Source organism: Pseudomonas sp. (genome assembly GCF_040514055.1).
GTDB lineage: Bacteria > Pseudomonadota > Gammaproteobacteria > Pseudomonadales > Pseudomonadaceae > Aquipseudomonas.
This window is the reverse complement of sequence record NZ_JBEVDL010000066.1, coordinates 123,583-143,238: the sequence shown is the minus strand read 5'-3', so window position 1 is coordinate 143,238 and position 19,656 is coordinate 123,583. Positions and strand designations below refer to the sequence as shown.

Annotated in this window: 17 protein-coding genes; 16 read left to right on the top strand and 1 reads right to left on the bottom strand. The window is 60.5% G+C overall.

The window, feature by feature from the left end; all coding sequences use genetic code 11:
* Positions 1-274 precede the first annotated feature (274 nt).
* Complete coding sequence (locus tag ABWY06_RS17095) at positions 275-1,003, top strand: hypothetical protein (protein ID WP_353926772.1); 729 nt, start codon at positions 275-277, stop codon at positions 1,001-1,003.
* 265 nt (positions 1,004-1,268) lie between these two features.
* Here the strand turns inward: ABWY06_RS17095 and ABWY06_RS17090 are convergent, their stop codons facing one another.
* The gene (locus tag ABWY06_RS17090) at positions 1,269-3,584 is read right to left on the bottom strand and encodes a hypothetical protein (protein ID WP_353926771.1); all 2,316 of its coding nucleotides are present in this window, start codon (positions 3,582-3,584) and stop codon (positions 1,269-1,271) included.
* A gap of 379 nt (positions 3,585-3,963) precedes the next feature.
* On the opposite strand from ABWY06_RS17090, the gene ABWY06_RS17085 reads away from it, so the two are divergent.
* From ABWY06_RS17085 to ABWY06_RS17015, 15 genes are all read left to right on the top strand, one after another.
* Positions 3,964-4,899, top strand: a complete 936-nt coding sequence (locus ABWY06_RS17085; RefSeq protein WP_353926770.1) for a peptidylprolyl isomerase — start codon at positions 3,964-3,966, stop codon at positions 4,897-4,899.
* Positions 4,900-5,122: 223 nt separating this feature from the next.
* A complete protein-coding gene (locus ABWY06_RS17080; RefSeq protein WP_353926769.1) occupies positions 5,123-6,031 on the top strand; it encodes an LpxL/LpxP family acyltransferase in 909 nt (302 codons plus the stop codon).
* 86 nt (positions 6,032-6,117) lie between these two features.
* Positions 6,118-6,894: an ABC transporter permease gene (locus ABWY06_RS17075; RefSeq protein WP_353926768.1), complete on the top strand. Its 777-nt coding sequence runs from the start codon at positions 6,118-6,120 to the stop codon at positions 6,892-6,894.
* Entirely contained in the window at positions 6,884-8,155 is a 1,272-nt protein-coding gene (locus ABWY06_RS17070; RefSeq protein WP_353926767.1) for an ABC transporter ATP-binding protein, read from the top strand. Before ABWY06_RS17075 ends, ABWY06_RS17070 begins: the two co-directional genes overlap by 11 nt.
* Positions 8,156-8,315: 160 nt before the next feature.
* On the top strand, positions 8,316-11,615 hold the full coding sequence (locus ABWY06_RS17065; RefSeq protein WP_353926766.1) for a class I SAM-dependent methyltransferase: 3,300 nt from the start codon (positions 8,316-8,318) through the stop codon (positions 11,613-11,615).
* A 48-nt stretch (positions 11,616-11,663) separates the two neighbouring features.
* Complete coding sequence (gene gspE / locus ABWY06_RS17060) at positions 11,664-13,355, top strand: type II secretion system ATPase GspE (RefSeq protein WP_353926765.1); 1,692 nt, start codon at positions 11,664-11,666, stop codon at positions 13,353-13,355.
* Between the two features lie 53 nt (positions 13,356-13,408).
* On the top strand, positions 13,409-14,623 hold the full coding sequence (locus ABWY06_RS17055; protein WP_353926764.1) for a type II secretion system F family protein: 1,215 nt from the start codon (positions 13,409-13,411) through the stop codon (positions 14,621-14,623).
* A gap of 111 nt (positions 14,624-14,734) precedes the next feature.
* Entirely contained in the window at positions 14,735-15,163 is a 429-nt protein-coding gene (gene gspG / locus ABWY06_RS17050; protein ID WP_502948216.1) for a type II secretion system major pseudopilin GspG, read from the top strand.
* Between the two features lie 9 nt (positions 15,164-15,172).
* Positions 15,173-15,610: a GspH/FimT family pseudopilin gene (locus ABWY06_RS17045; protein ID WP_353926762.1), complete on the top strand. Its 438-nt coding sequence runs from the start codon at positions 15,173-15,175 to the stop codon at positions 15,608-15,610.
* 3 nt (positions 15,611-15,613) lie between these two features.
* Positions 15,614-16,021 (top strand): type IV pilus modification PilV family protein, encoded by a 408-nt coding sequence (locus ABWY06_RS17040; RefSeq protein WP_353926761.1) that lies wholly within the window; start codon positions 15,614-15,616, stop codon positions 16,019-16,021.
* Complete coding sequence (locus tag ABWY06_RS17035) at positions 16,018-16,608, top strand: prepilin-type N-terminal cleavage/methylation domain-containing protein (protein WP_353926760.1); 591 nt, start codon at positions 16,018-16,020, stop codon at positions 16,606-16,608. Before ABWY06_RS17040 ends, ABWY06_RS17035 begins: the two co-directional genes overlap by 4 nt.
* A complete protein-coding gene (locus tag ABWY06_RS17030) occupies positions 16,605-17,444 on the top strand; it encodes a hypothetical protein (protein WP_353926759.1) in 840 nt (279 codons plus the stop codon). The genes ABWY06_RS17035 and ABWY06_RS17030 overlap by 4 nt, the downstream gene beginning before the upstream one ends.
* Positions 17,444-18,550, top strand: a complete 1,107-nt coding sequence (locus tag ABWY06_RS17025; protein ID WP_353926758.1) for a PilN domain-containing protein — start codon at positions 17,444-17,446, stop codon at positions 18,548-18,550. Before ABWY06_RS17030 ends, ABWY06_RS17025 begins: the two co-directional genes overlap by 1 nt.
* Positions 18,547-19,146, top strand: coding sequence for a type II secretion system protein GspM (gene gspM, locus ABWY06_RS17020; RefSeq protein ID WP_353926757.1), 600 nt, complete (start codon positions 18,547-18,549; stop codon positions 19,144-19,146). The genes ABWY06_RS17025 and gspM overlap by 4 nt, the downstream gene beginning before the upstream one ends.
* On the top strand, positions 19,143-19,655 hold the full coding sequence (locus tag ABWY06_RS17015) for a hypothetical protein (protein WP_353926756.1): 513 nt from the start codon (positions 19,143-19,145) through the stop codon (positions 19,653-19,655). Before gspM ends, ABWY06_RS17015 begins: the two co-directional genes overlap by 4 nt.
* The last annotated feature ends 1 nt before the right edge of the window (position 19,656 follow it).

Below are 19,656 nucleotides of genomic sequence, written 5' to 3'. Positions count from 1 at the left end.
GGGCTCCGTTTTTTTTTGATCGCTTTTGCGATGCCCTCGGCAGCACTGGATGGTGAATTGCGCCAGAATATGACCCGCCGGTACGCCAGTGAGCGCCAAGCATTTTTTTGGCGGTTTTTTTTTGACGGACGGCTTGTTTTTTTCAAATGGAAGGTTGCGATTAATTTTCCGATTGCCTACTCTGGCCTAGAGAAATATGAGCCAAGGAAATCAGATTCCCTGTTGGCGAAAAAATTCGTAGGCTGGCATCTGCAGCACCCTGAGGAATTTATCGATGAAGAAGTCTTTGCACATACTGGCAGTGGCCGTCTCCCCACTTTTCCTGGGTGTTGCTGTGCAAGCCAATGCCGCGTCCCTGATCGTCGGTGGCGTGCAGTGCGGTCAATATAGCCAGATGAGCGTCAATGCCAGCGGTGATGTCACCGTAACGCTCAGTGGTAGCAACGCCTGCGTGGGTGGTACTGGCGGCACCGGTGGCACTGGTGGTACCGGTGGTACCGGTGGCACTGGCGGTACCGGTGGTACCGGTGGTACCGGTGGTACTGGTGGTACTGGTGGTACTGGTGGTACTGGCGGTACCGGTGGTACTGGCGGCATTCCGGACGGTATCTCGCTCGACATGCCACTTGGGCCATTGTCCAGCAGCCTGATCCGTAAGGCGGCCGGCACCACCTCCTATGTATGGCGCGCGACCACCAACGGCCAAACGGCCGGTTCCGGTTCGGTGAGCGCGACTGCTACCACTCAGTATTCTGCCTGGCGTTCGGTCTCCATTTCGACCATTCCTGGCGATTTCAGTGTTGGTGTAGGTGCCTATTGCGTAGCTGACTCCTCTTCGACCGCCACGGTCAACTGGCAATTCGGCTCGTCGCCTATCTACAAGCAGTGCACCTTGACCCGTGGTAACACTTACTACATCAATATCTCGCACCAGCGGGGCGGTGTAGGTACGTGCTCGATCTCGACGGGTTGCCAGTTCTACCTGAACAACAAAGCTTATTAAGCTGCGTTGAGAAAAAGGCCGACTTGTTCGGCCTTTTTTTTCGCCCGTAATTAGGGTTATCTTGGGCCGAGAGTAGCACTGCGTGCGCCATGGCTGATTGTGCTAATGGATACAATTGACCGGTGTCAGAAGATGCTGGGCTGTGAAGGGATGTTTGCGGGGAATGGTTTAAAGTGCAGCCGCTTGAAATGCGCTGGTGGCTGCGCTTGAATCTACGGGCGTTCGGGCAGCACCGCCCTATATTCCTATCTCGTTCTGCCTTGTCTTAGAAGGTGATGTCCAGGCCTTGCTGTTGGCAACGCTCCAATACACCAGCATTAATGCGAAATACGTCCAGCCGCTTTTTGCCAGGGACCTGGCTTCTGGGTATGACTGCGCTGTAGCCTGGCATGGCCAGAGCGGGCTGCGCAAAATAATGGCTGACATCCGCGCGTGCACTGGGGACTGTCCTGTATAAAAAAATCTTTCCCGTGGCGTCGTGCACGCCGATGAAAACCGCCTCTGGCGTGAGGCCCAATATGCCCGATACCGTATTCCAACCGATAATCTCCAGTAACGGGCCTTCTATCGTTTGATTGGGCGTGGCAGTGGCTGCGTTGATACTGTCTATTTGGCCTTCGCAAGTGACAGTGTCGAGCGCGTTCAGTTGATCTGGCGATAACTCTATGGGTGGCGCGGCGCGTTCGGGCAGGCCTGCCTGGGCGGGCCTGGGGTAGCTGACACTGCTGAACGAGATGCCGTAGCTGGCTTGCCAGCTGGCCCCGCTCCCCGCGGAATCCACTCGAAAGCGACGAACCTGGGGGAGCTGCGATGCCTCCAGTGGCATATAGAGTTGGGCAAAGTCAGCGGTCTCGAAGACGGCAGGAGACAGCAGGAAGGGCTCGCCGGCCATATTCGCGATAAATCGAAACGAGCGCTTCTCACCACTGCTAAGTTCGAGTTCTATTGATAGTGGCGGCGTTTTATAAAGCAGTGATCTTATGCGCCCATAGAGAGAGGGTGTTAGATCGAATTTTACCAGAACCAACTTGTCGCTGATCGGTACATCGACAACCTGGCCAAGCGTAACGCGTCGCTGACCGAGCGACAGGCGTGCTTCGGCGCCGAGTGTCGGCCGCTTGTCGAGTTGTAAATAGCCTTTTTCCAACTGCTGGCTGAGCTGATAATTCCGAAAAAGTGCAAGCCAACTGGGTCCGTCTTCCAGCGCAGGAAGACGCCCGTCAATAGGCTCCATGCGAAATAGAATGCTGTCGGCGGCCGCTTCAGCGGCTTGATGTTGGGCATTTAGGCGTTGCAAGGTCGGGGTATAGACCGAATAACTTTGGAATATGGGGCGGGGGTTCCAGCGGTTACCTGAGGCAAAGAGTTCGGCTTGGTTCACCGAATAAATATCAACGCTGCCGGGCAGCTTCGGAAAATTGAAGCGGGTGTGCAGCGCGCTGAGCGTGTTTGTGTAGCGCGTGGCGAGGCGCTCGGGCTGTTCGAGTCGTTGCCATGCCGCTATGGCGGAGCCCAGATAAAGGGTTTTAAAGCCTTCGATGTGGCTGTGGGCAGTGACATGGGGATGCTGTTCATCCAGGCGGCTCCAGCAGACGGCAAGCAGCAGCAGGCTGAGGAACATGCCTCTACTCGGCATTAACAGCAGCAGAAAACCGCTGATTAACAGCAGCGCATCGCTGGCGATGACTGCATGCATGTCATGGCGTACAAAGCCGGCTTTAAAGCTGATTAATAAAAGCAAACAAAAAGCCGGCGCGAGAAAGCCTTTCTGGCTCCGGCTCAAGGGGCCGAACAGGAGTGCCGCCAGTAAGGCCAGCGCGCTAGCCCCCCAGAGAAGCATCTCGGTGGGGCTGCCTTCTACGCTCATGGCCTCGGTAAAGCCGGAAATCATGGGGATCTGGGTGAGCACGTACGCCGGTAAGTCGACCAGCTGCTGATCGGCGTGGTTCCACAGCAGCAGCAGTGTCGCCAAGGGGGATAGGGTGAAAAGCAACGCTTGGCGTTTATGTCTGCAGCACGCCAGGTAGCTTGCACTCAGCACAAGCAGGCCCAGGCACAACACGGCAAATGAGCCTTTGATGAGAATCAGCAGTCCGAAGGGTGCTGACAGCAGTGTCGGATACAGGGCTACGAGCCGTGAACCGGTCTGCGCGGCCCGGGTGTTGGGAATATTGACCAGGGCCAGGCAAGCCGCCAGTGGGTAGCAGAGTAAAAATGCATCTCTTGAGCTGAGCAATAACGCCAGCGTCAGCGTAATGCTGCCGATCAGCAGCCAGGAGCGATTGGCTGCCAGCAGCAGCGCGCATAGCAGGTAGCCCAGCCCTATCACTGCACCGCCCAGCAGCATCAGGGCGTCCGTGTCAGGGTGGTACATCGTGGTATAGGTCGAGGCGTAGGGGCCCAGCGTGAAAATGAGCTCGCGGCCGAAACCCAGTCCTTGGGCTTGCGCCATGTTCACTGCGAAGGCGAACGACGGATCCAGCCCCGGTTCAGGCATTCGCGGTGCGAAAGGAATGGCGAACAGCAGCAGCGTAAGCCCGAACAGGCATCCGGCGAGCAGGGTGGCGGTTGGATGGCGCATGGACGTCAGCGGGCTATGGGACAAGCTGAGGAGTCTATCAGGCTGTTGGTGGCCTTTCGCGCCTGGGCTCAGCCAGCACGCCAATCAATCCGTACGCGATCCGGCCGCGTGCAGTGTCTTTGGCTTGGAGCGCTCGCGTATTGGGGTGGCCAGGGCCGGGTTCCCCTATGGGTCTGTTCGCCCAACCACTGCTTTGCTGTCTACGCAACGGCCTTGGCGGCCGTCTTTCCTCGGGGGGGGCCGCGGGCTGATAGCGCTGGGCGCACGCGCGGCTGCAACCGCCCACCGGGGCTGCGGATCGGTTGCGATGGCTGGGGCGAGCGCTTATTATCGCGGATGGCATTTCTTAGCCGAAGATTATTGACCAAAAGGTACCCTGATGCATCGCTTTAAAATTAACGCGGCAATGGTGTGCGGCCTGATGGCCGGAATGACTTTTAGTGCTTGGGCTGCCGAAGATACGGTGCTGTTGCAACGGGGCGAGGTGAGCATCACCGAATCCGACCTCAAGCAGCTGATCGATTCGTTGGTGCCGGTCGCGGAACAGGCCCAATTCATGTCCGATCCGGCTCGCGTTCGCAAGATGCTAGTCGACAACTATGTCGTCGAAGAGTTGGCAGTTGAAGCCAGAGAAAAGGGCATGGACAAATTGCCCGAGGTGGTTTTCCGTCAGCAGTACCAGGCTAAAAAAAATCTCGCTCAGTATTATTTGACCTCCCTGTTGAATCAGAATCAACCGGATTGGGAGCAGTTGGCGAAGGAGAGCTACATTGCCAACAAGGATCAATACAAGGTCCCGGAAAAAGTCGAGGCAGCGCATATTCTGATCGCCATCAACGATCAGCGTGACGACGCTCAGGCCGCCAAGCGTGCCGAGGAGGCTTATAAAAAGGTCGTCGCGGGCAAGCAACCTTTTGCAGAGCTGGTCAAGGAGTATTCGGACGATCCGTCGTCGGCGAAGAACAAGGGCAGCCTTGGGGCTTTCGCGAAGGGGCAAATGGTCAAGCCCTTCGAGGACGCGGCTTTTGCGATGAGCAAACCGGGCGAAATCAGCAAGCCGATCAAGAGCCAGTTCGGCTACCACATCATTCAGTTCAATGGTCGCCAGCCGGCGGGCACCATGACCTACGAACAGGTCAAGCAAACGTTGCACAAGCAAGCCCGTGAACAGTTCGCGGCCACCACGCGTGAGAACAAGCTCAGCGAAATTCGCTCTGCCAAGGACCTGAATATCAACCTGCCTGCCGTTGACGAGTTGACGGCGCGGATGATCAAGGAGGCCACTTCCAAGGCCGGTGCTTCGGCTGCTCCTTAAGCGCAGTTGGGGTTGACGCATCAGCCATTGCGGGCCGCCGCAAAGCGGCCCGCAATGGCTGATGCTGAATGGCCGCGGGTCGCCCGCCTGCTGGGCGATTAAACAACCCGCAATTGCAGGGGGCTGTTGAGTGCGACGACCGGCCTCAGTAAGATGCTCCGCTTTGTGCGGCGGAGGCTGATGCGAATTCTTCTTCGTGTCCTGGCGCTGCGCAGGTAGCCAGATGAAACCTATCCTTCAAGAGGTCGAGCGCGTTATCGAAACCGCTTCGATTGCGCTGATCGTGCTGCTTTTGCCCTGGTCATGGGCTTTCCGCTTGCTGCGGTTCTGTACGCGCTTTTCCTTTATGCGTTCCCCCTGTGCCGATGCAGCCTCCGCTGAGGCGAAAAAAATGGGTTTGGGCGCGCAGTTCCTGCAAGTGCGTTTGATCAGCCTGCATCGGCTGGTGGATATGGCCGATTATTTCCTGACGCTCAAATACGGCCGCGGCTGGATGCGGCGTAATGTATGGGTCAGTGGCGACGAACTGCCAGCCAGCACTGCATTGGCGGCGCCTTTGTTCATCACTTTTCACTATGGGCAGGGCTTTTGGGCCCTTCGGTATTTTCGTGATCGGGGTTACCCCGTGGCGTGGCTGCATGCCCCGCCTCCGCTGCGGGCACCCTGGGGCGAGAAGTTCAACAGCTGGATGGGGCGCCGGCGTATCGCTCAAGTGGCTCGTTTGTGTGGTGCCCCGGCCATTGCCGTTGGCGGTAGCATCGAGCGGATGCGCGAGCGTTTGCTGAAGGCGCAGCGGGCGGTGATGGCCATGCCCGACGCGCCTCTTCAGCCGGGCCAATCGAGCATTGACGTGCGGCTTCTCGGGCAGCCTGCACGTTTGCCGGCGGGGGCCATCCGCATGGCCGTGCAGGCAGGCGTACCGGTGGTGATATACAGCATCGTGGTCGATCCGATTACGGGGCGGCGGAACCTGAGGCTGGAAGGTCCGATCCAGGCCGTCACGGCTGAAGCCTTGGCCCAGCGACTGGCCGATCACCTGGGTTCGGCCATTGTGGCCGACCCGTCGGCGTGGCATGTATGGCCGTGGGCCGGAAGTTTTTTCGCGACCGAGCACGGAGAAGCGGGTCGTTAAGGGTGATAATGCCCGACGTTCGCGCAGCCTGTAGGGTCGGGCCCTGTGCCTCTCTGCAACGCCCGATAAACAGCCTATGAGGCGGTATGAAGCATTTTTTGTATTTGATTTTGCAGTTGAGCCGAAGGGAGGTGGCGTCGCGTTACCAAGGTTCGGTGATGGGCATCTTCTGGTCGTTCCTGGCGCCCGTTGTCATGCTGGTGGTGTACACCTTTGTCTTCAGTGTGGTGTTCAAGGCCCGGTGGGGTGTGGGGAGCGATGACAAGGCCAGCTTTGCCCTGAACCTGTTTGCGGGCATCATCGTCCATGGCTTGTTCGCTGAATGTGTCACCCGAGCGCCCGGCTTGATGCTTCAGCATGCGAGCTACGTGAAACGGGTGGTATTTCCTTTGTGGATACTGCCGCCGGTGACCTTGGTTTCGGCGCTTTTCCATGCCTTTATCAGCGTCGTGGTGCTGTTGGCGGCGCAGGCGCTGCTTTACGGTTACGTGCATTGGCAGGTGCTGCTCCTGCCGCTATTAATAGTGCCGTTGGTTTTGGTCGTGCTGGGTCTCAGCTGGACTTTGGCCGCGCTGGGGGTTTTCCTGCGAGACATCAGCCAGTTGGTACCGATGATCGTAATGGTGATGATGTTCATGTCACCCATTTTTTATCCGGTGTCCGCCCTTCCAGAAGCCTATCAGTCCTGGCTGTACCTCAATCCGCTGACGCCTGCTATCGAAATGGTCCGGGCATTGATTCTGGAAGGGCGCCTGCCTGCCTGGGAGGGATTCGCCCTGTACCTGCTCGCTGGCGTGGCGTGCGCGGGCATCGGCCTGGGCTTCTTCGCTCGAGTCCGTCGGGGGTTTGCCGATGTCCTCTGATATCGCCATCAGCCTGACCAAGGTCAGCAAGGTGTATCGCATTTTCAGTTCGCCTGGCCAGCGTCTGCTGCACTTGCTGTTTGGACTTAGGCGTGGCCAGCAGCGGGAATTTCACGCCTTGCACGACGTCAGCTTCGAGGTTCGCCGTGGCGAAACGCTGGGTATCATCGGTCGCAACGGCGCGGGCAAGTCCACGTTGCTGCAAATCATCTGTGATACCCTCACGCCCACTTCGGGCCAGGTCCAGGTTCATGGGCGCATAGCGGCGCTGTTGGAGTTGGGGGCCGGATTCAGTCCAGAGTTCAGCGGGCGCGAAAACGTCTATATGAGTGCCGCCATTCACGGGCTGAGCCATGCCGATATCGAATCCCGGATGGCCGCGATTCTGGGATTCGCGGAAATCGGTGATTTCATCGATCAGCCGGTCAAGACCTATTCCAGTGGCATGTTTGTGCGCCTGGCTTTTGCGGTGATTGTTCATCTGGATGCGGACATCTTGGTCATCGACGAGGCGTTGGCGGTCGGTGATGTGTATTTCACCCAAAAATGCATGCGCTATTTGCGTGAGTTCGCTAAAACCGGGACCTTGCTGTTCGTCAGCCACGATACCAATTCGGTGGTGAACCTCTGTCAGCGCGCGGTATGGCTGGATAAAGGCCGAATGATGAAATTTGGTGAGGCCCGCCAGGTCAGCGATGCGTATCTCGGCTCTTTTTATGAGGACCGTCTGGCGGACGCCACGCCGCTCGAGGCCAATGGCGTGTCGGTTGAGCCGGTTGTCAGCGATGCGATCCGTAACGAGTTCGGCCTGGGTGGTGGGCGAATTGAAAGCTGTCAGTTGCTCGACGCCGAGGGGCAGGTGGTGCGTCTGCTGGATGCCCCGCAGCGCGTCAGTCTGGTCGTGGTGTGTGTGGCGCATACGCGCATCGAATCCCCGATACTGGGGTTTTTTATCAAGGATCGCCTGAGCCAGGCGTTGTGCGGGGAAAACTCCATCAAGTGGCTGCCCGAGCGCCCCGAGATGCCCGCGGGTTCACGTTGGCGAGTGGAGTTCGAGTTCCTGCTGCCACATCTGGCCACGGGGCAGTACACCATCAGCGTGGCGTTGGGCGCCGGGACTCAAGCACAACACGTGCAGCATCACTGGATCCACGATGCATTGGATTTCAAGGCTCAGGCCGATCCGAACCTCACGGGACTGTTCGAGCTGGAGCAGGTAGGGTGCCGGGTAACGCCGGCAAATATGCCTGTCAGCGGTTAGGTAACTGCAGGGCATGGACGTTTAAACCGGGTGCGCTTTTTTTCCGTCACGTGTGCGCCCGACGATTTGGCAAGAAACCGTACGCGAGGCTGGGACGCGGGGCATGCTAGGCCCGCCCCGATGCCAGCGTATGGTTTCGCACAGCAGATGAAAAACCAGCATGTCAGATACTTTTGATTTATTGCATTACGCCGCATTCGCCGAGGCGCCGGAGCGACTGACCAGCATCGAGTCCTGGCATCGGCATATCCCGTTCGCGTTCGCGTTGCTGGCCATGGTTCGCCCGCGCGTGCTGGTCGAACTGGGCACTCACCGAGGCGACTCCTACAGCGCCTTTTGTCAGGGCGTGAGCCATCAAGCCCTGGAAACCCGCTGTTTTGCCGTCGATACCTGGCAAGGCGATAGCCAGGCGGGTCTGTACGAAGACGACATCTACGCCGAGCTGTCACGTTATCACGACCCGCGTTACAGCAGCTTTTCCAGCCTGATGCGCATGACCTTCGACGATGCGCAGTTGCACTTCGAGGATGGCAGTGTCGATCTGCTGCACATCGACGGCTTGCACACCTATGACGCGGTGCGTCACGATTTTGAGTCCTGGTTGCCGAAGCTGAGCGACCGCGCGGTGGTGTTGTTTCACGATACCAATGTACGCCGCGGCGATTTTGCCGTGTGGAAACTGTGGGGCGAACTGACGCAGCGTTACTCGGGTTTCGAGTTCCCTTATGGCTTTGGGCTGGGCGTGCTGGTGGTCGGGGCGAATCCGCCGCCGGCATTGCTGCAGTTTATCGCATTGGCCCAGGCAGACCCGAACAGGGTCGTGCAACTGTTCCATGGGCTGGGCGATGCCGCCGCCTATTTCAAGGCGCAGCGCGAACTCGAGACCACCCGTGAACGGCTGGAAGCCGTTGGCAGCCAGTTGGGCGATGCCCGTACGGTAGTCGAGGCCCGTGATCAGCACTTGCAACAAGTTCTGGCCCAGGTCGAATCCCTGGGCGCTCAGCTGATCGAGGCGCGCGCGGTGGTCGAGCAGCGCGACGAACACTTGCAGCAGATGAGCAGCGTGCACTTCCTGGCGCAGCGATCTCACGAGCGGGAGCGCGAGCAGTTGATGAGCCGGGTCGCGTTGCTCGACCTGCGCTTGGCACAGGTACTCGGCAGTCGGGTGTGGCGGCTGCGCAACCGTTTGTTGCGTTTGGTGGGGCGGCCGGAACCGTTGCTGGTGGCCGGTCTGCCGGTGCACGTGCCACGTCCCTGGCCGCCTGCCCAGGTACCGGTGGTCGATGTCATCATCCCGGTCTACCGAGGGTTGGAAGAGACCCGGCGTTGTATCGAGAGTGTCCTGGCCAGTGCCTACCTGGCGCAGTCCGAAGTCATAGTGATCAACGATGCCAGTCCCGATCCTCAACTGGTGGACTGGTTGGCGACCCTGGACGGGCGCGTCACCCTGTTGCATAACGAGCAGAACCTCGGTTTTGTCGGCACGGTCAACCGTGGCATGTGCCTGCACCCCGAGCGGGACGTGGTGCTGGTCAACAGTGACACCGAGGTGGCCAACGACTGGCTGGACCGATTGCAGCAAGCGGCCTATGGCGCGGCGGAGGTTGGCTCAGTCACGCCTTTTTCGAACAACGCCACGCTCTGCAGTTATCCGCAGCTGTGCCAGGACAACCCCTTGCCTGCGGGGCTGGATACGGCGGAGTTGGACCGCCTGTTCAAGCAGGTCAATGCCGGACAGGTGGTGGACATTCCTACCGGTGTGGGGTTCTGCATGTTCATTCGCCGTGACTGCCTGGAGGAGAACGGCCTGTTCAATGCCGAGCTCTTTGGTCGAGGCTACGGTGAAGAAAATGAATTTTGCATGCGTTCGGCGGCCCGCGGCTGGCGACACCTGCTGTGTGCCGACACCTTTGTTTATCACGCCGGTGGCGTCAGCTTCGCCAATACCCAGGGCGAGCATCAACAGATCGGTCGGCGGGCGCTGAATCGCCTCTACCCCGATTATGACCGGCTTATTCAGCAGCACCTGGTTCAGGATCCATCGGCGCATCTGCGCTTCGCGGTAGATATGGCCCTGGCCAAGGCCAGCGGCAAGCCGGTCATCCTGATGATCAATCACCGTCGAGGAGGTGGCACCGAGCGCCACTTGCGTGACCTGGGCCGTGAGTTGGCGGACAACGCCGAAATTTATGTACTGCGTCCCCTCGATGAAGGTGGCAAGGCATCGCTGGGCCCCTTGAACGGTGGTCAGCGTGCACATCTGGTGTTCGATCCAATCACGGATTTTGAACTGCTGCTGGGTACGCTGCGCGAGCTGGGTGTCACCCGCCTGCACTTCCATCACACGATCGGGGTGCATTTGCAGTTTTTATTGCTGCCCGAAAAACTCTCGTTACCCTACGACGTCACGGTTCACGACTACTACCTGGCGTGTCCGCAGGTGACGCTGGCAGATCGACAGGGGCGCTACTGTGGGGCGCCCGACGAAGCCGGTTGTAACAGCTGCCTGGCGTCGCGGCCGGCTCCCGGCGGTGCGGATATCCAACACTGGCGGAGCTTTGGCGCGATTCTGCTGAATGGGGCGGAGCGGGTTTTCGTGCCGTGCCAGGACACCTTGGCGCGCATGCGCCGTTATTTTCCGGATGCCCCGTTGCACTGCGCGGTGCATGAGCAGAGCCTGCGAGTGATCCCGGTCGAACCGCTGGCGCTGGTGGCCGAGCGGCCGCTGAAAATTGCCGTGCTCGGCGCCTTGAGTCTGTTCAAGGGCGCCGATGCGCTGGAAGGTTGCGCCCTCGAGGCCCGCCGGCGTCGGTTACCCCTGGAGTTCCATTTGCTGGGGTTTGCGTACCGGCATCTGCGTAGTCATCCGGTCAGCACCTTACATACCCACGGTGCCTACCAGGAAGACGAACTGGCGCACTTGTTGAAAGCACTGCAGCCGGACCTGGTGTGGTTCCCGGGCAGCTGCCCGGAAACCTACAGTTACACCCTGTCCGCGTGCTTGATCGATGGTCTGCCGGTAGTGGCGCCAGCGATCGGTGCATTCTCGGAGCGGTTGGCCGGACGCTCCTGGAGCTGGCTGGTACAACCCGACCGCAGTGTCGATGAAATCCTCGACCACCTGCTGGACGTGCGCAGGCAATTGCTGGCAGGCGAGGCGCCGCAGGTGGTGAGCGCGCCTGCGACGCCTATCGGCTTCAGCTACCGCGAGGACTACCTGGCGGAACTGCCACGGGAGCCCGCGCAGACGCTGCCGCCAACCGATTGGGCGGCATTGCTGCTGCGCTGGTCACGTCTTGGCACAATCGCACCGGCCGCGGATGACCCGCTCTCGCGGTATCCTCGTGGCCTGCGGGCACTGCGTCAGGCCTTGGGGTCGCGTTGGATCCGCCCCTTGTTTCTGCGTGTGCCGACCGCCTGGCGGATCAAGGCCAAGCAACTGCTGTTGCGCAAGGCGTGATTTATTTAGTCGGTCCCGGATGGGGTCGACCGACAGAGAGAATGGCTGATGTATCGATTGGGTGAATGGCTGACGTCTGCCGGCAAACTGTCCGAGACGGATCTGCAGCGCGCGATCCAGATCCAGAAAATCTCCGGCGGCAAGCTTGGCAATATTCTCGTCAGGCTGGGCATGGTGGCGGAGCGCGATATTGCCGCGATCCAGGTGGAGCGTTTCGGTTACACGCTGATCGGTGCCGAGGATTATCCGGAGTCTCCCGTGCTGGACGCGGGTCTGATCTCGCCGTTGTTCATGCGCGAGCAACATGTATTGCCCCTGGCCGACGATGGCGAGCGGTTGAAAGTCGCCATGCTCGACCCCTCCGATGCCTTTGTCCTGCAGGCGCTGGAGCTGGCGACCGGGCGCAAGGTGGTGGCCTCGCTGGCGCTTTCCTCTGAACTGGAAAGTGCCTACGAGCGCTTGTATGGCGCTGGCGCCAGTGCGCGCGGCGAGGGCGACCCGGCGGGAGAGGGAGAGGCCGAGCTGGGCGCCGATGTCGATGACGTCGAACGTTTGCGTGACATGGCCAGCGAGGCTCCGGTGATCCGCCTGGTCAACTCGGTATTTTCCCGTGCCCTCGACAGTCGTGCCTCGGACATCCATATCGAGCCGTTCGAGCATCGCCTGTCCGTGCGCTTTCGCATCGACGGGGTGTTGCAGGAGGTCGAGTCGGCATCGGCGCAGCTGTCACCTGCAGTCATCTCGCGCTTGAAGATTCTCTCCAAGTTGAATATCGCCGAGCGTCGGTTGCCTCAGGACGGGCGTATCCAGTTGCGATTGCAGGGTCGCACCATCGACCTGCGGGTCTCCACCGTGCCGACCATGCACGGTGAAAGCGTGGTGATGCGGATTCTCGATAAAAAAAGCATCAACCTCGACCTGGACGCCATTGGCCTGTCGGCGAGCATCCTGAAGAATTTCAAGGCGGTGCTGGAGAAACCCAACGGTATCTTCCTGGTCACCGGTCCCACGGGTAGCGGCAAGACCACCACGCTCTATGCCGCACTCAGCCGGTTGAACACCGTGGATCGCAAGATCCTCACGGTGGAGGACCCGGTCGAGTACCAAATCCAGGGGGTCAACCAGATCCAGACGGCCAGCAAGGTCGGCTTGGACTTCGCCCATGCCTTGCGTTCGATCCTGCGCCAGGACCCGGACGTGGTGATGATCGGTGAGATGCGCGACAAGGAAACCGCCGGCATCGCCATCCAGGCCGCACTGACCGGCCATATCGTGCTGTCTACCCTGCACACCAACGATGCGCCCAGTGCCGTTACGCGGTTGCTCGACATGGGCATGGAAGACTACCTGCTGACCTCTACCATCAACGCGATCATGGCCCAACGCCTGGTGCGGGTGCTCTGTCCGCACTGCAAACAACCGGAGATCCTTGGCGACGAGGAGATTCAGCACATGGGCGTGGCGCATCTGGTTGCTGAGGGTGGCTCCCAGGTTTGGCGAGCAATTGGCTGTGACGCGTGCGCCCAGACGGGATACCGTGGGCGTATGGGTATTCATGAGTTACTGGTGATGAACGATGATGTTCGGCACCTGATCCTGCAGCGTGCCAGCAGCGAGCAGATCTATCGCGCCGCTCAGCAGCAGGGCATGAGCACCATGTTCGAGGATGGATTCCTCAAGGCGTTGCAAGGGCTGACCTCAGTCCCCGAGGTGCTGCGTGTTGCCCAACTTTCCCGTTGACTGGCCGCGCAGGCGGCCGTTGCCGTCGTCGCCGGCGGTAAGGAGCGTGCCGCGTGCCGCACTTTAAATACAAGGCCATCGACCGCGTGGGCAAGCTCAGTGACGGCGTCGTCGAGCAACCCTCGGTCGAGCGGGTGGCCGACTGGTTGCTGCGCGAGGGCCTCACCGCCATCAGCATCCAGGCCCAGGACAAGCCGGCCAAGCCCGCAGCCGGGACCGGCAAGGTGCGGCGTCGGCGCTATAACGAGCGTGATCGGGTACTGCATTTCACCCGCGAACTGGCGGTGATGTTGTCCTCGGGGCTGCCGCTGGACCGTAGCCTGGGCATTCTCGAGGAAATCGCCGATGAGGTGGGCAAGGCGAGTATCCAGAGCATCCGGGCGGATGTGCGCAAGGGCCGTACCCTGGCGGACGCCTTTGCCGAGTTGAAAGAGTTCACGCCCTTCTATATCAACATGGTCAAGGCTGGCGAGGCCAGCGGAACCCTGGAGACGTCCCTGACGCGCATGGCCGAATACCTGGAGCGCGCCAAGGTCCTGCGCCAGATGATCGTTTCGGCCCTGACGTACCCCACCATATTGTTTGGCGTGGCGCTGTTGTCGGTGACCTTCCTGCTGGCCTATGTGGTGCCAAGTTTCGCCGACCTGTTCGCCGACATGGGCGGCAAGTTGCCGGCGCCCACCGCCTTTGTCATGGCGGCGGGCGACTTTATGGCCCATTGGTGGTGGCTGGTGCTGGGTATGTTTGCCGGTGGCTATTGGTTGGCTAAGCGTCTGCTGCGCGACGAGGACGTACGGGTCAAGCTTGACCGGCGCATGCTTGGCTGGCCGCTGGTGGGCGAGTTGATCAAGAATGTCGAGACCACTAGGTTCTCGCGGACCCTCGGGGTGCTCTTGCAGGGGGGGGTGTCGCTGGTTGGTGCCTTGTTGATCGCCCGAGAAACGGTCAGCAATCGGACCCTGCGTGGGGAACTTGATGTGGCCAGTGCCGCACTAAGGGAGGGCAAATCCCTCAGTGCCTCGCTGATCGCCAGCAATCGCTTTCCCATCCTGGCGCTGCACATGATCCAAGTCGGTGAAGAAACCGGGCGCTTGGAGGAGATGCTGCTAAAGGTGGCGTCGATTTACGAGGATGAGGTCAGTACGGTGACCAAGCGGTTGCTGGCGCTGCTGGAGCCCATTCTGATTCTCTCGTTGGGAATGATGATTGCCGGTATCATCATGTCCATTCTGCTGGGCATCCTTGGTGTCAACGAACTGGTGGGCTAAGCCGTACATGCACGCAGTCGGATAGCGCGACACGATAATTCCATGGTTTGCCGGCGCAGAGTCCGCGGAGCGGGTGTCCCGGAAACGACATGTTCATGACTGAAGAGGTATGTGATGAAACGATTTAACCCGAAACAGCGCGGCTTTACGCTGATCGAGCTGTTGGTGGTGCTGGTGATCCTCGGCCTGTTGATGGCGGTAGTGGGTCCGAGGGTCATGAAATATGTCGGTGGCGCCAAGAGCGACACCGCCAGGCTGCAAATCAATGACTACGTTGCAGCCTTGGACATGTATAACCTGGAAGTTGGCCATTATCCCTCCCAGGAGGCGGGCCTGCAGGCCTTGGTCGAGCGTCCGTCCAACGAGGCCCGTTGGAATGGTCCTTACCTGCGCAAGTCCGTCATCAAGAAAGATCCCTGGGATCGTGACTACGTCTATCGCATTCCTGGTGAGCATGGCCCCTTTGATCTGTTCTCCAACGGCGCTAACGGTCAGCCGGGCGGCGAAGGCGAGGATGCGGACATCGTCAGCTGGGAGTGATGCGCGTTTATGCGACACTCCGGGTTTACCCTGCTCGAAACCTTGGTGGTCTTGACCATCCTGGGACTCGCCATGGCCGTCGTCGCGCCAGCGATCAACCGTGGCTTGAAACCGTCACTGGATGACGTCGCACGCGATATGCAGATCGACCTGCGTAAGGCCCGTGGTCAGGCAGTGACCCGCCAGCAAAGCACGCTGCTGTGGGTCGATGTCGAGGGCCGTGTCTATGGGCTCGAGCGTGGCAAGCCCCACAGTATTCCCGACGGGATCTCGATCCGTACCAAGGTCGCGGCCACCGAAACGCGCGGTCCACGTGCGGGCGTGCGGTTTTTTGCCGACGGTTCTTCCAGTGGGGGCACTCTGCAGTTGGCCCAGGGCGATGCTCGGGTGGCGGTGGAGATCGATTGGCTGACCGGTCGTGTCTCGTTGAGCGAGGCTAACGAGTAACCCATGGTCGGACGTCAGCGCGGATTTACCATTCTTGAGGTGCTGGTCGCGTTCTTGGTGGCGGCATTGTTGCTGACCACCATCATGAGTGCGTTTGCCGGCGGCATGAGCAACTTGTTTCGCGCCGACCGTCTCAGCGTGGCGGCGCTGGTGGCGCAGTCGCGCATGGCCGAGGTGGGTGTCACCGGTCCCTTGCGGCCCGGTGTCTTCGAGGGGCAGGATGCCGCCGATCCCAATTACCGCTGGAGAATCGATGTGGCGCCGATGGACTGGGACTACGCCACCGATTTCGCGGCGGCCGGCGGTGTGCTTTATCGCGTGCAGGTCAGCGTGTTCTGGCGCAGCGTCGGGCGTGACAGCAGTTTTATCCTGACGTCGCTGCGTAGCACCCTGGCTGAGTCGCCGCCATGAGCCGTAGTCGAGGCTTTACCTTGATCGAGGTGCTGATTGCACTGAGCTTGACCGGTCTGTTGGTGATGGTGCTGTTTTCCGGGTTTCAGGTGGGTATTCGCAGCTGGCAGTCCGTGGAGCGGCATACGGCGCGAGTCGAGGAGGGTCGCCAGCTGAGCAGTCTTTTGTCGCGCCAGTTGGCGCAGGTGCAACCCTTCATCCTCGGTGGCGAGCAACGCAGCGAGTCTGCATTTCTGGGTGAGGCCAAGCGCTTGCGCTACGTCGCACCGCTGTCCATTTCTTCCGGCAACCTGCCTTACCTGTTCGAGCTGGTCAGTGAGTGGCAGGGGCAGCCCGGTGTCTGGGCGCGTTTCGCGCCCTTCCGTGAGGGGCAAGACGCCGAAACCATTTTGGCGGACGCCCCCTTCTTGCAAATCAGTCAGGGCTTGCGCTTGACCTTCGGTTTTTTCAATCGCGAGACCACCGAGCAGTGGGTGCCGGAGTATGAGTATGCCGAGCTGCCGCAACTGGTATCGGTGCAGATGGTTGGCGACGACCAGGCGTGGCCGCTGTTGATACTGCCCGTGACCCAGGTGGGGCCGCAATGAGGGCTGGTAGCCCCCAGCGTGGGGTGGTGCTGATCGTGGTGCTGTGGGTCATCGCGCTGCTGACGTTGTTGCTCGTGGCCTTCAGTGCCACGGTCAGGGTCGACAGGAGTTTATCTACGGATATCGTCCAGCGGGTGAAAGGGCGGGCCGCTGCCGAGGCCGCGCTCAACTATCTGACGGCGATCCAGCGATTGGGTCGGGAAGATTGGCCGAAAATGCAGGGGCGGGTGTTCATTCTGCCCTTTGAAGGCGCTCAGGTCCGGTTTCGCCTGATTCCCGAAGAGGCTTACGTCAGCTTGACTGGAGCCTCGCCCGAAATGCTGACGCAACTGATTCAGGCGGCGGGGGGCGGGGTCGACGTCAAACCTATCGTCGAGCGGATCTTGCAGCGCCGTGACGGCCTGTCCAGCGAACCGGCGGCCGAGGGCGCGCCACCCGTGCCGCCATTGCGCGCCGTCGAGGAACTGGGTTTGTTGCCCGGGGTGAATCCGCGCTGGCTGGAGCCTTTGCTTCCGGTGCTGACCCTGGACTCGCCCCACCCGGGCGTCGACCCGAAATATGCCAGTCCGGCATTGCTGGGCGTGCTGCTGGGCGCTGACAAGGCCCGGGACCTGCTGGCGGCGCGCTCGCGTGAGGATTTTGTGCCGGGTGACTTTATGGACCCGGCCTTGATCGCCACGCCTGAGGGGCTGGTGTTCCGGCTGCAAGTGGAAGTCCGGCAGGGCGATCTTCGACGGCGTGTCGAGGTCACCAGCCGCTTTGGCGAAGGACCGACCGGCTATAAAATCCTTCGGTGGAACGAGTATACTGCGCGTTTTGATTTGGACTTACCCTGATGCGGTTCGATGCCGGTAACTTGAAGCTTTTTGGCCTGGACCTCGGTCAGCTGTTGCGCTGGTGGAGCCGTGGCCTGAAGGAAAGCTTTCCGGCTGGGCTAACCGCGGCGTTTTTCAAACCCGCTCCGCGCGTGCAGGCCGTGGTCGACGCATCGTTCCTGCGCCTGTACCGCGGCGGCGGCACCATGCGCGAGGTCGCGCGACTGGACGTCGAGGTACTGGCGCTGACCGGCGATGCGGCGTTACGTGCCGATGTCCTGGGCGATCAGGTGGCGAAGGCCGAGTGGGTGCAGGTGGAACTTCTGATTCCTGCGGCCCAGGTGTTGCGCAAGCAGGTGACCTTGCCCCGCGAAGTGCGCAACGAACTGCGCGAGGTGGTCGGCTATCAGGTCGGGCGCTTGACGCCCTTCTCGATGGACAAGCTTTATTACGACGCGCGTATCTGCAGCGATGATAAAAGTGCTGGGCAAATGGAGGTCGAATTGGCCGCGGTGCCCAAGGCCTACGTCGACCCCTGGGTGCAACAGGTCGAGCGCCTGACCGGTCTCAAAGTCTCTCGGCTGGCGGTGGTGGACGATGCCAGCGGGCTCAATCTGTTTGGTCAGCCGCGGGTCAGTGGGCGCTGGTGGCGCCGTCTTAACCTCAACAGTTGGCTGCTGCTGTGTGTGCTGCTGGCCTTCGCGACGGCCATAGTGGCGCCGCTCTACAAGCAGCGGCTGATGGTGTTCGAACGCAAGCAACAGATCGCCGTCTTGCAGGGCGAGGTCGCGGGTTTGCTGACCACGCAACAGCAGTTGGACAAGAGTTTGGCCGCCCTGACCTTTGTCATAGACGCTCGGGGCAAGACCCCGGCCGTGTCGGCGGTGCTGGCGGAAATGAGCAAGATCGTTCCCACCAACATTTACATGATCGACCTGCGCATCCTCGGCGATACCCTGACGATGAGTGGCTACGGCACCGAGGTGGTCGAGCTGATCCAATTGATCAATAAATCCCCGCTGTTCGAAGAGGCGCGCTTTACCTCACCCGTCAGCCGCAATCCACGCACCGGCCAGGATCAGTTTACCGTTAGCACCCGCCTGGCCCCGCCGGGGAAATCACAATGAGCGCCGCCTTCAACAAGCACCAGGGACCTATCAGCCTGGCCCTGCTGGCCATCCTGATCCTGCTGGCCGGCATGCTGGTCTGGGTGCCCGTTCAAGCGCAATTTGCTCGCTACGACGAAGAGCTGTTCCGCGATGGACGTCAGTTGCAGCGACTGCAAAGTATTGACGCTGCCCGAATGGAGCTGGAGATACTGGATCGGCAGTTTCGGGAGCGTGGTCTGCAGGACTGGGTTTACAACAGTGACACCGAGCAGGTCGCTATCGGTCTGGATATCCAGCGCCGGGTGACCAGCACCCTCGGTAAAAGCACCGCCCAGCTGCGGTCCATTACGCCATTGCCTGCCCAGCGCAGGGGCGAGTCGACGATGGTGGGTGTTCGAGTGAATTTCAGTGCTTCGATGCCGGCCCTGATGGAAAGCCTGCAGGCGCTGGAACAGGGTAAGCCGCTGTTGTTGGTCGAAGATTTCCGCATCAATCCGTCGGCGGCGCGCGCCCGTCAGCCGGGCGGTGGCGTGAGTGAGCAGGTGGTTGAGGTGCAGATGTCCGTCGTCACGTTTCTGCCGGTCATGACTGGCGCAGCGGGAGCGGGACAATGACCACAGGCGCGCTGAATGCGCGTATTCGCCTGGCGCTGCTGGCGCTGATCGCCTTGGCAGCACTGGCTGCCGTGCTGTTGTGGGTGGGGAGCTCGAGCGAGGAATTACGCGTGGTGCGACCCGCCATGCAGGCCTTGCCTGGCGAGGCGGATATTGCCGCCGGGCGAGGCACCGAGTTGAGCGCGGCCCTGCAACGGCCTTTGTTCTGGGACGGGCGAGTGCCGATAGCGTCCAGCGCCTTGGCCCCGCCCGCAGCGCAGGCCGAGGCAAAGATCGAAGGATTCAAGCTGCTCGGGATTGTCATGGATCGGGATAAGAGCACCGCCTTGCTGGCTACACCCCAAGGCGTCAAGCGCGCGACAGTGGATGATCAGATCCAAGGCTGGACGGTGCGACTGGTTACCCAGACGGAGGTCGTCCTCTCATCCGGTGAGAAGCACGTAGAGCTGTCGGTCATACCGAAGCGGCATCCTGGCATCAAGCTGGGGCCCGTGGATGGCAAACCATAAT

Bases quoted from the DNA above. Each gene is read 5' to 3' on its own strand.
- ABWY06_RS17070 (WP_353926767.1), top strand. From the start codon at position 6,884: ATGTCCTCTGATATCGCCATCAGCCTGACCAAGGTCAGCAAGGTGTAT.
- ABWY06_RS17075 (WP_353926768.1), top strand. From the start codon at position 6,118: ATGAAGCATTTTTTGTATTTGATTTTGCAGTTGAGCCGAAGGGAGGTG.
- ABWY06_RS17090 (WP_353926771.1), bottom strand. From the start codon at position 3,584: ATGCGCCATCCAACCGCCACCCTGCTCGCCGGATGCCTGTTCGGGCTT.
- ABWY06_RS17040 (WP_353926761.1), top strand. From the start codon at position 15,614: ATGGTCGGACGTCAGCGCGGATTTACCATTCTTGAGGTGCTGGTCGCG.
- ABWY06_RS17065 (WP_353926766.1), top strand. From the start codon at position 8,316: ATGTCAGATACTTTTGATTTATTGCATTACGCCGCATTCGCCGAGGCG.
- ABWY06_RS17025 (WP_353926758.1), top strand. From the start codon at position 17,444: ATGCGGTTCGATGCCGGTAACTTGAAGCTTTTTGGCCTGGACCTCGGT.
- gspM (WP_353926757.1), top strand. From the start codon at position 18,547: ATGAGCGCCGCCTTCAACAAGCACCAGGGACCTATCAGCCTGGCCCTG.
- ABWY06_RS17045 (WP_353926762.1), top strand. From the start codon at position 15,173: ATGCGACACTCCGGGTTTACCCTGCTCGAAACCTTGGTGGTCTTGACC.
- ABWY06_RS17035 (WP_353926760.1), top strand. From the start codon at position 16,018: ATGAGCCGTAGTCGAGGCTTTACCTTGATCGAGGTGCTGATTGCACTG.
- ABWY06_RS17015 (WP_353926756.1), top strand. From the start codon at position 19,143: ATGACCACAGGCGCGCTGAATGCGCGTATTCGCCTGGCGCTGCTGGCG.
- ABWY06_RS17095 (WP_353926772.1), top strand. From the start codon at position 275: ATGAAGAAGTCTTTGCACATACTGGCAGTGGCCGTCTCCCCACTTTTC.
- ABWY06_RS17085 (WP_353926770.1), top strand. From the start codon at position 3,964: ATGCATCGCTTTAAAATTAACGCGGCAATGGTGTGCGGCCTGATGGCC.
- gspE (WP_353926765.1), top strand. From the start codon at position 11,664: ATGTATCGATTGGGTGAATGGCTGACGTCTGCCGGCAAACTGTCCGAG.
- ABWY06_RS17030 (WP_353926759.1), top strand. From the start codon at position 16,605: ATGAGGGCTGGTAGCCCCCAGCGTGGGGTGGTGCTGATCGTGGTGCTG.
- ABWY06_RS17080 (WP_353926769.1), top strand. From the start codon at position 5,123: ATGAAACCTATCCTTCAAGAGGTCGAGCGCGTTATCGAAACCGCTTCG.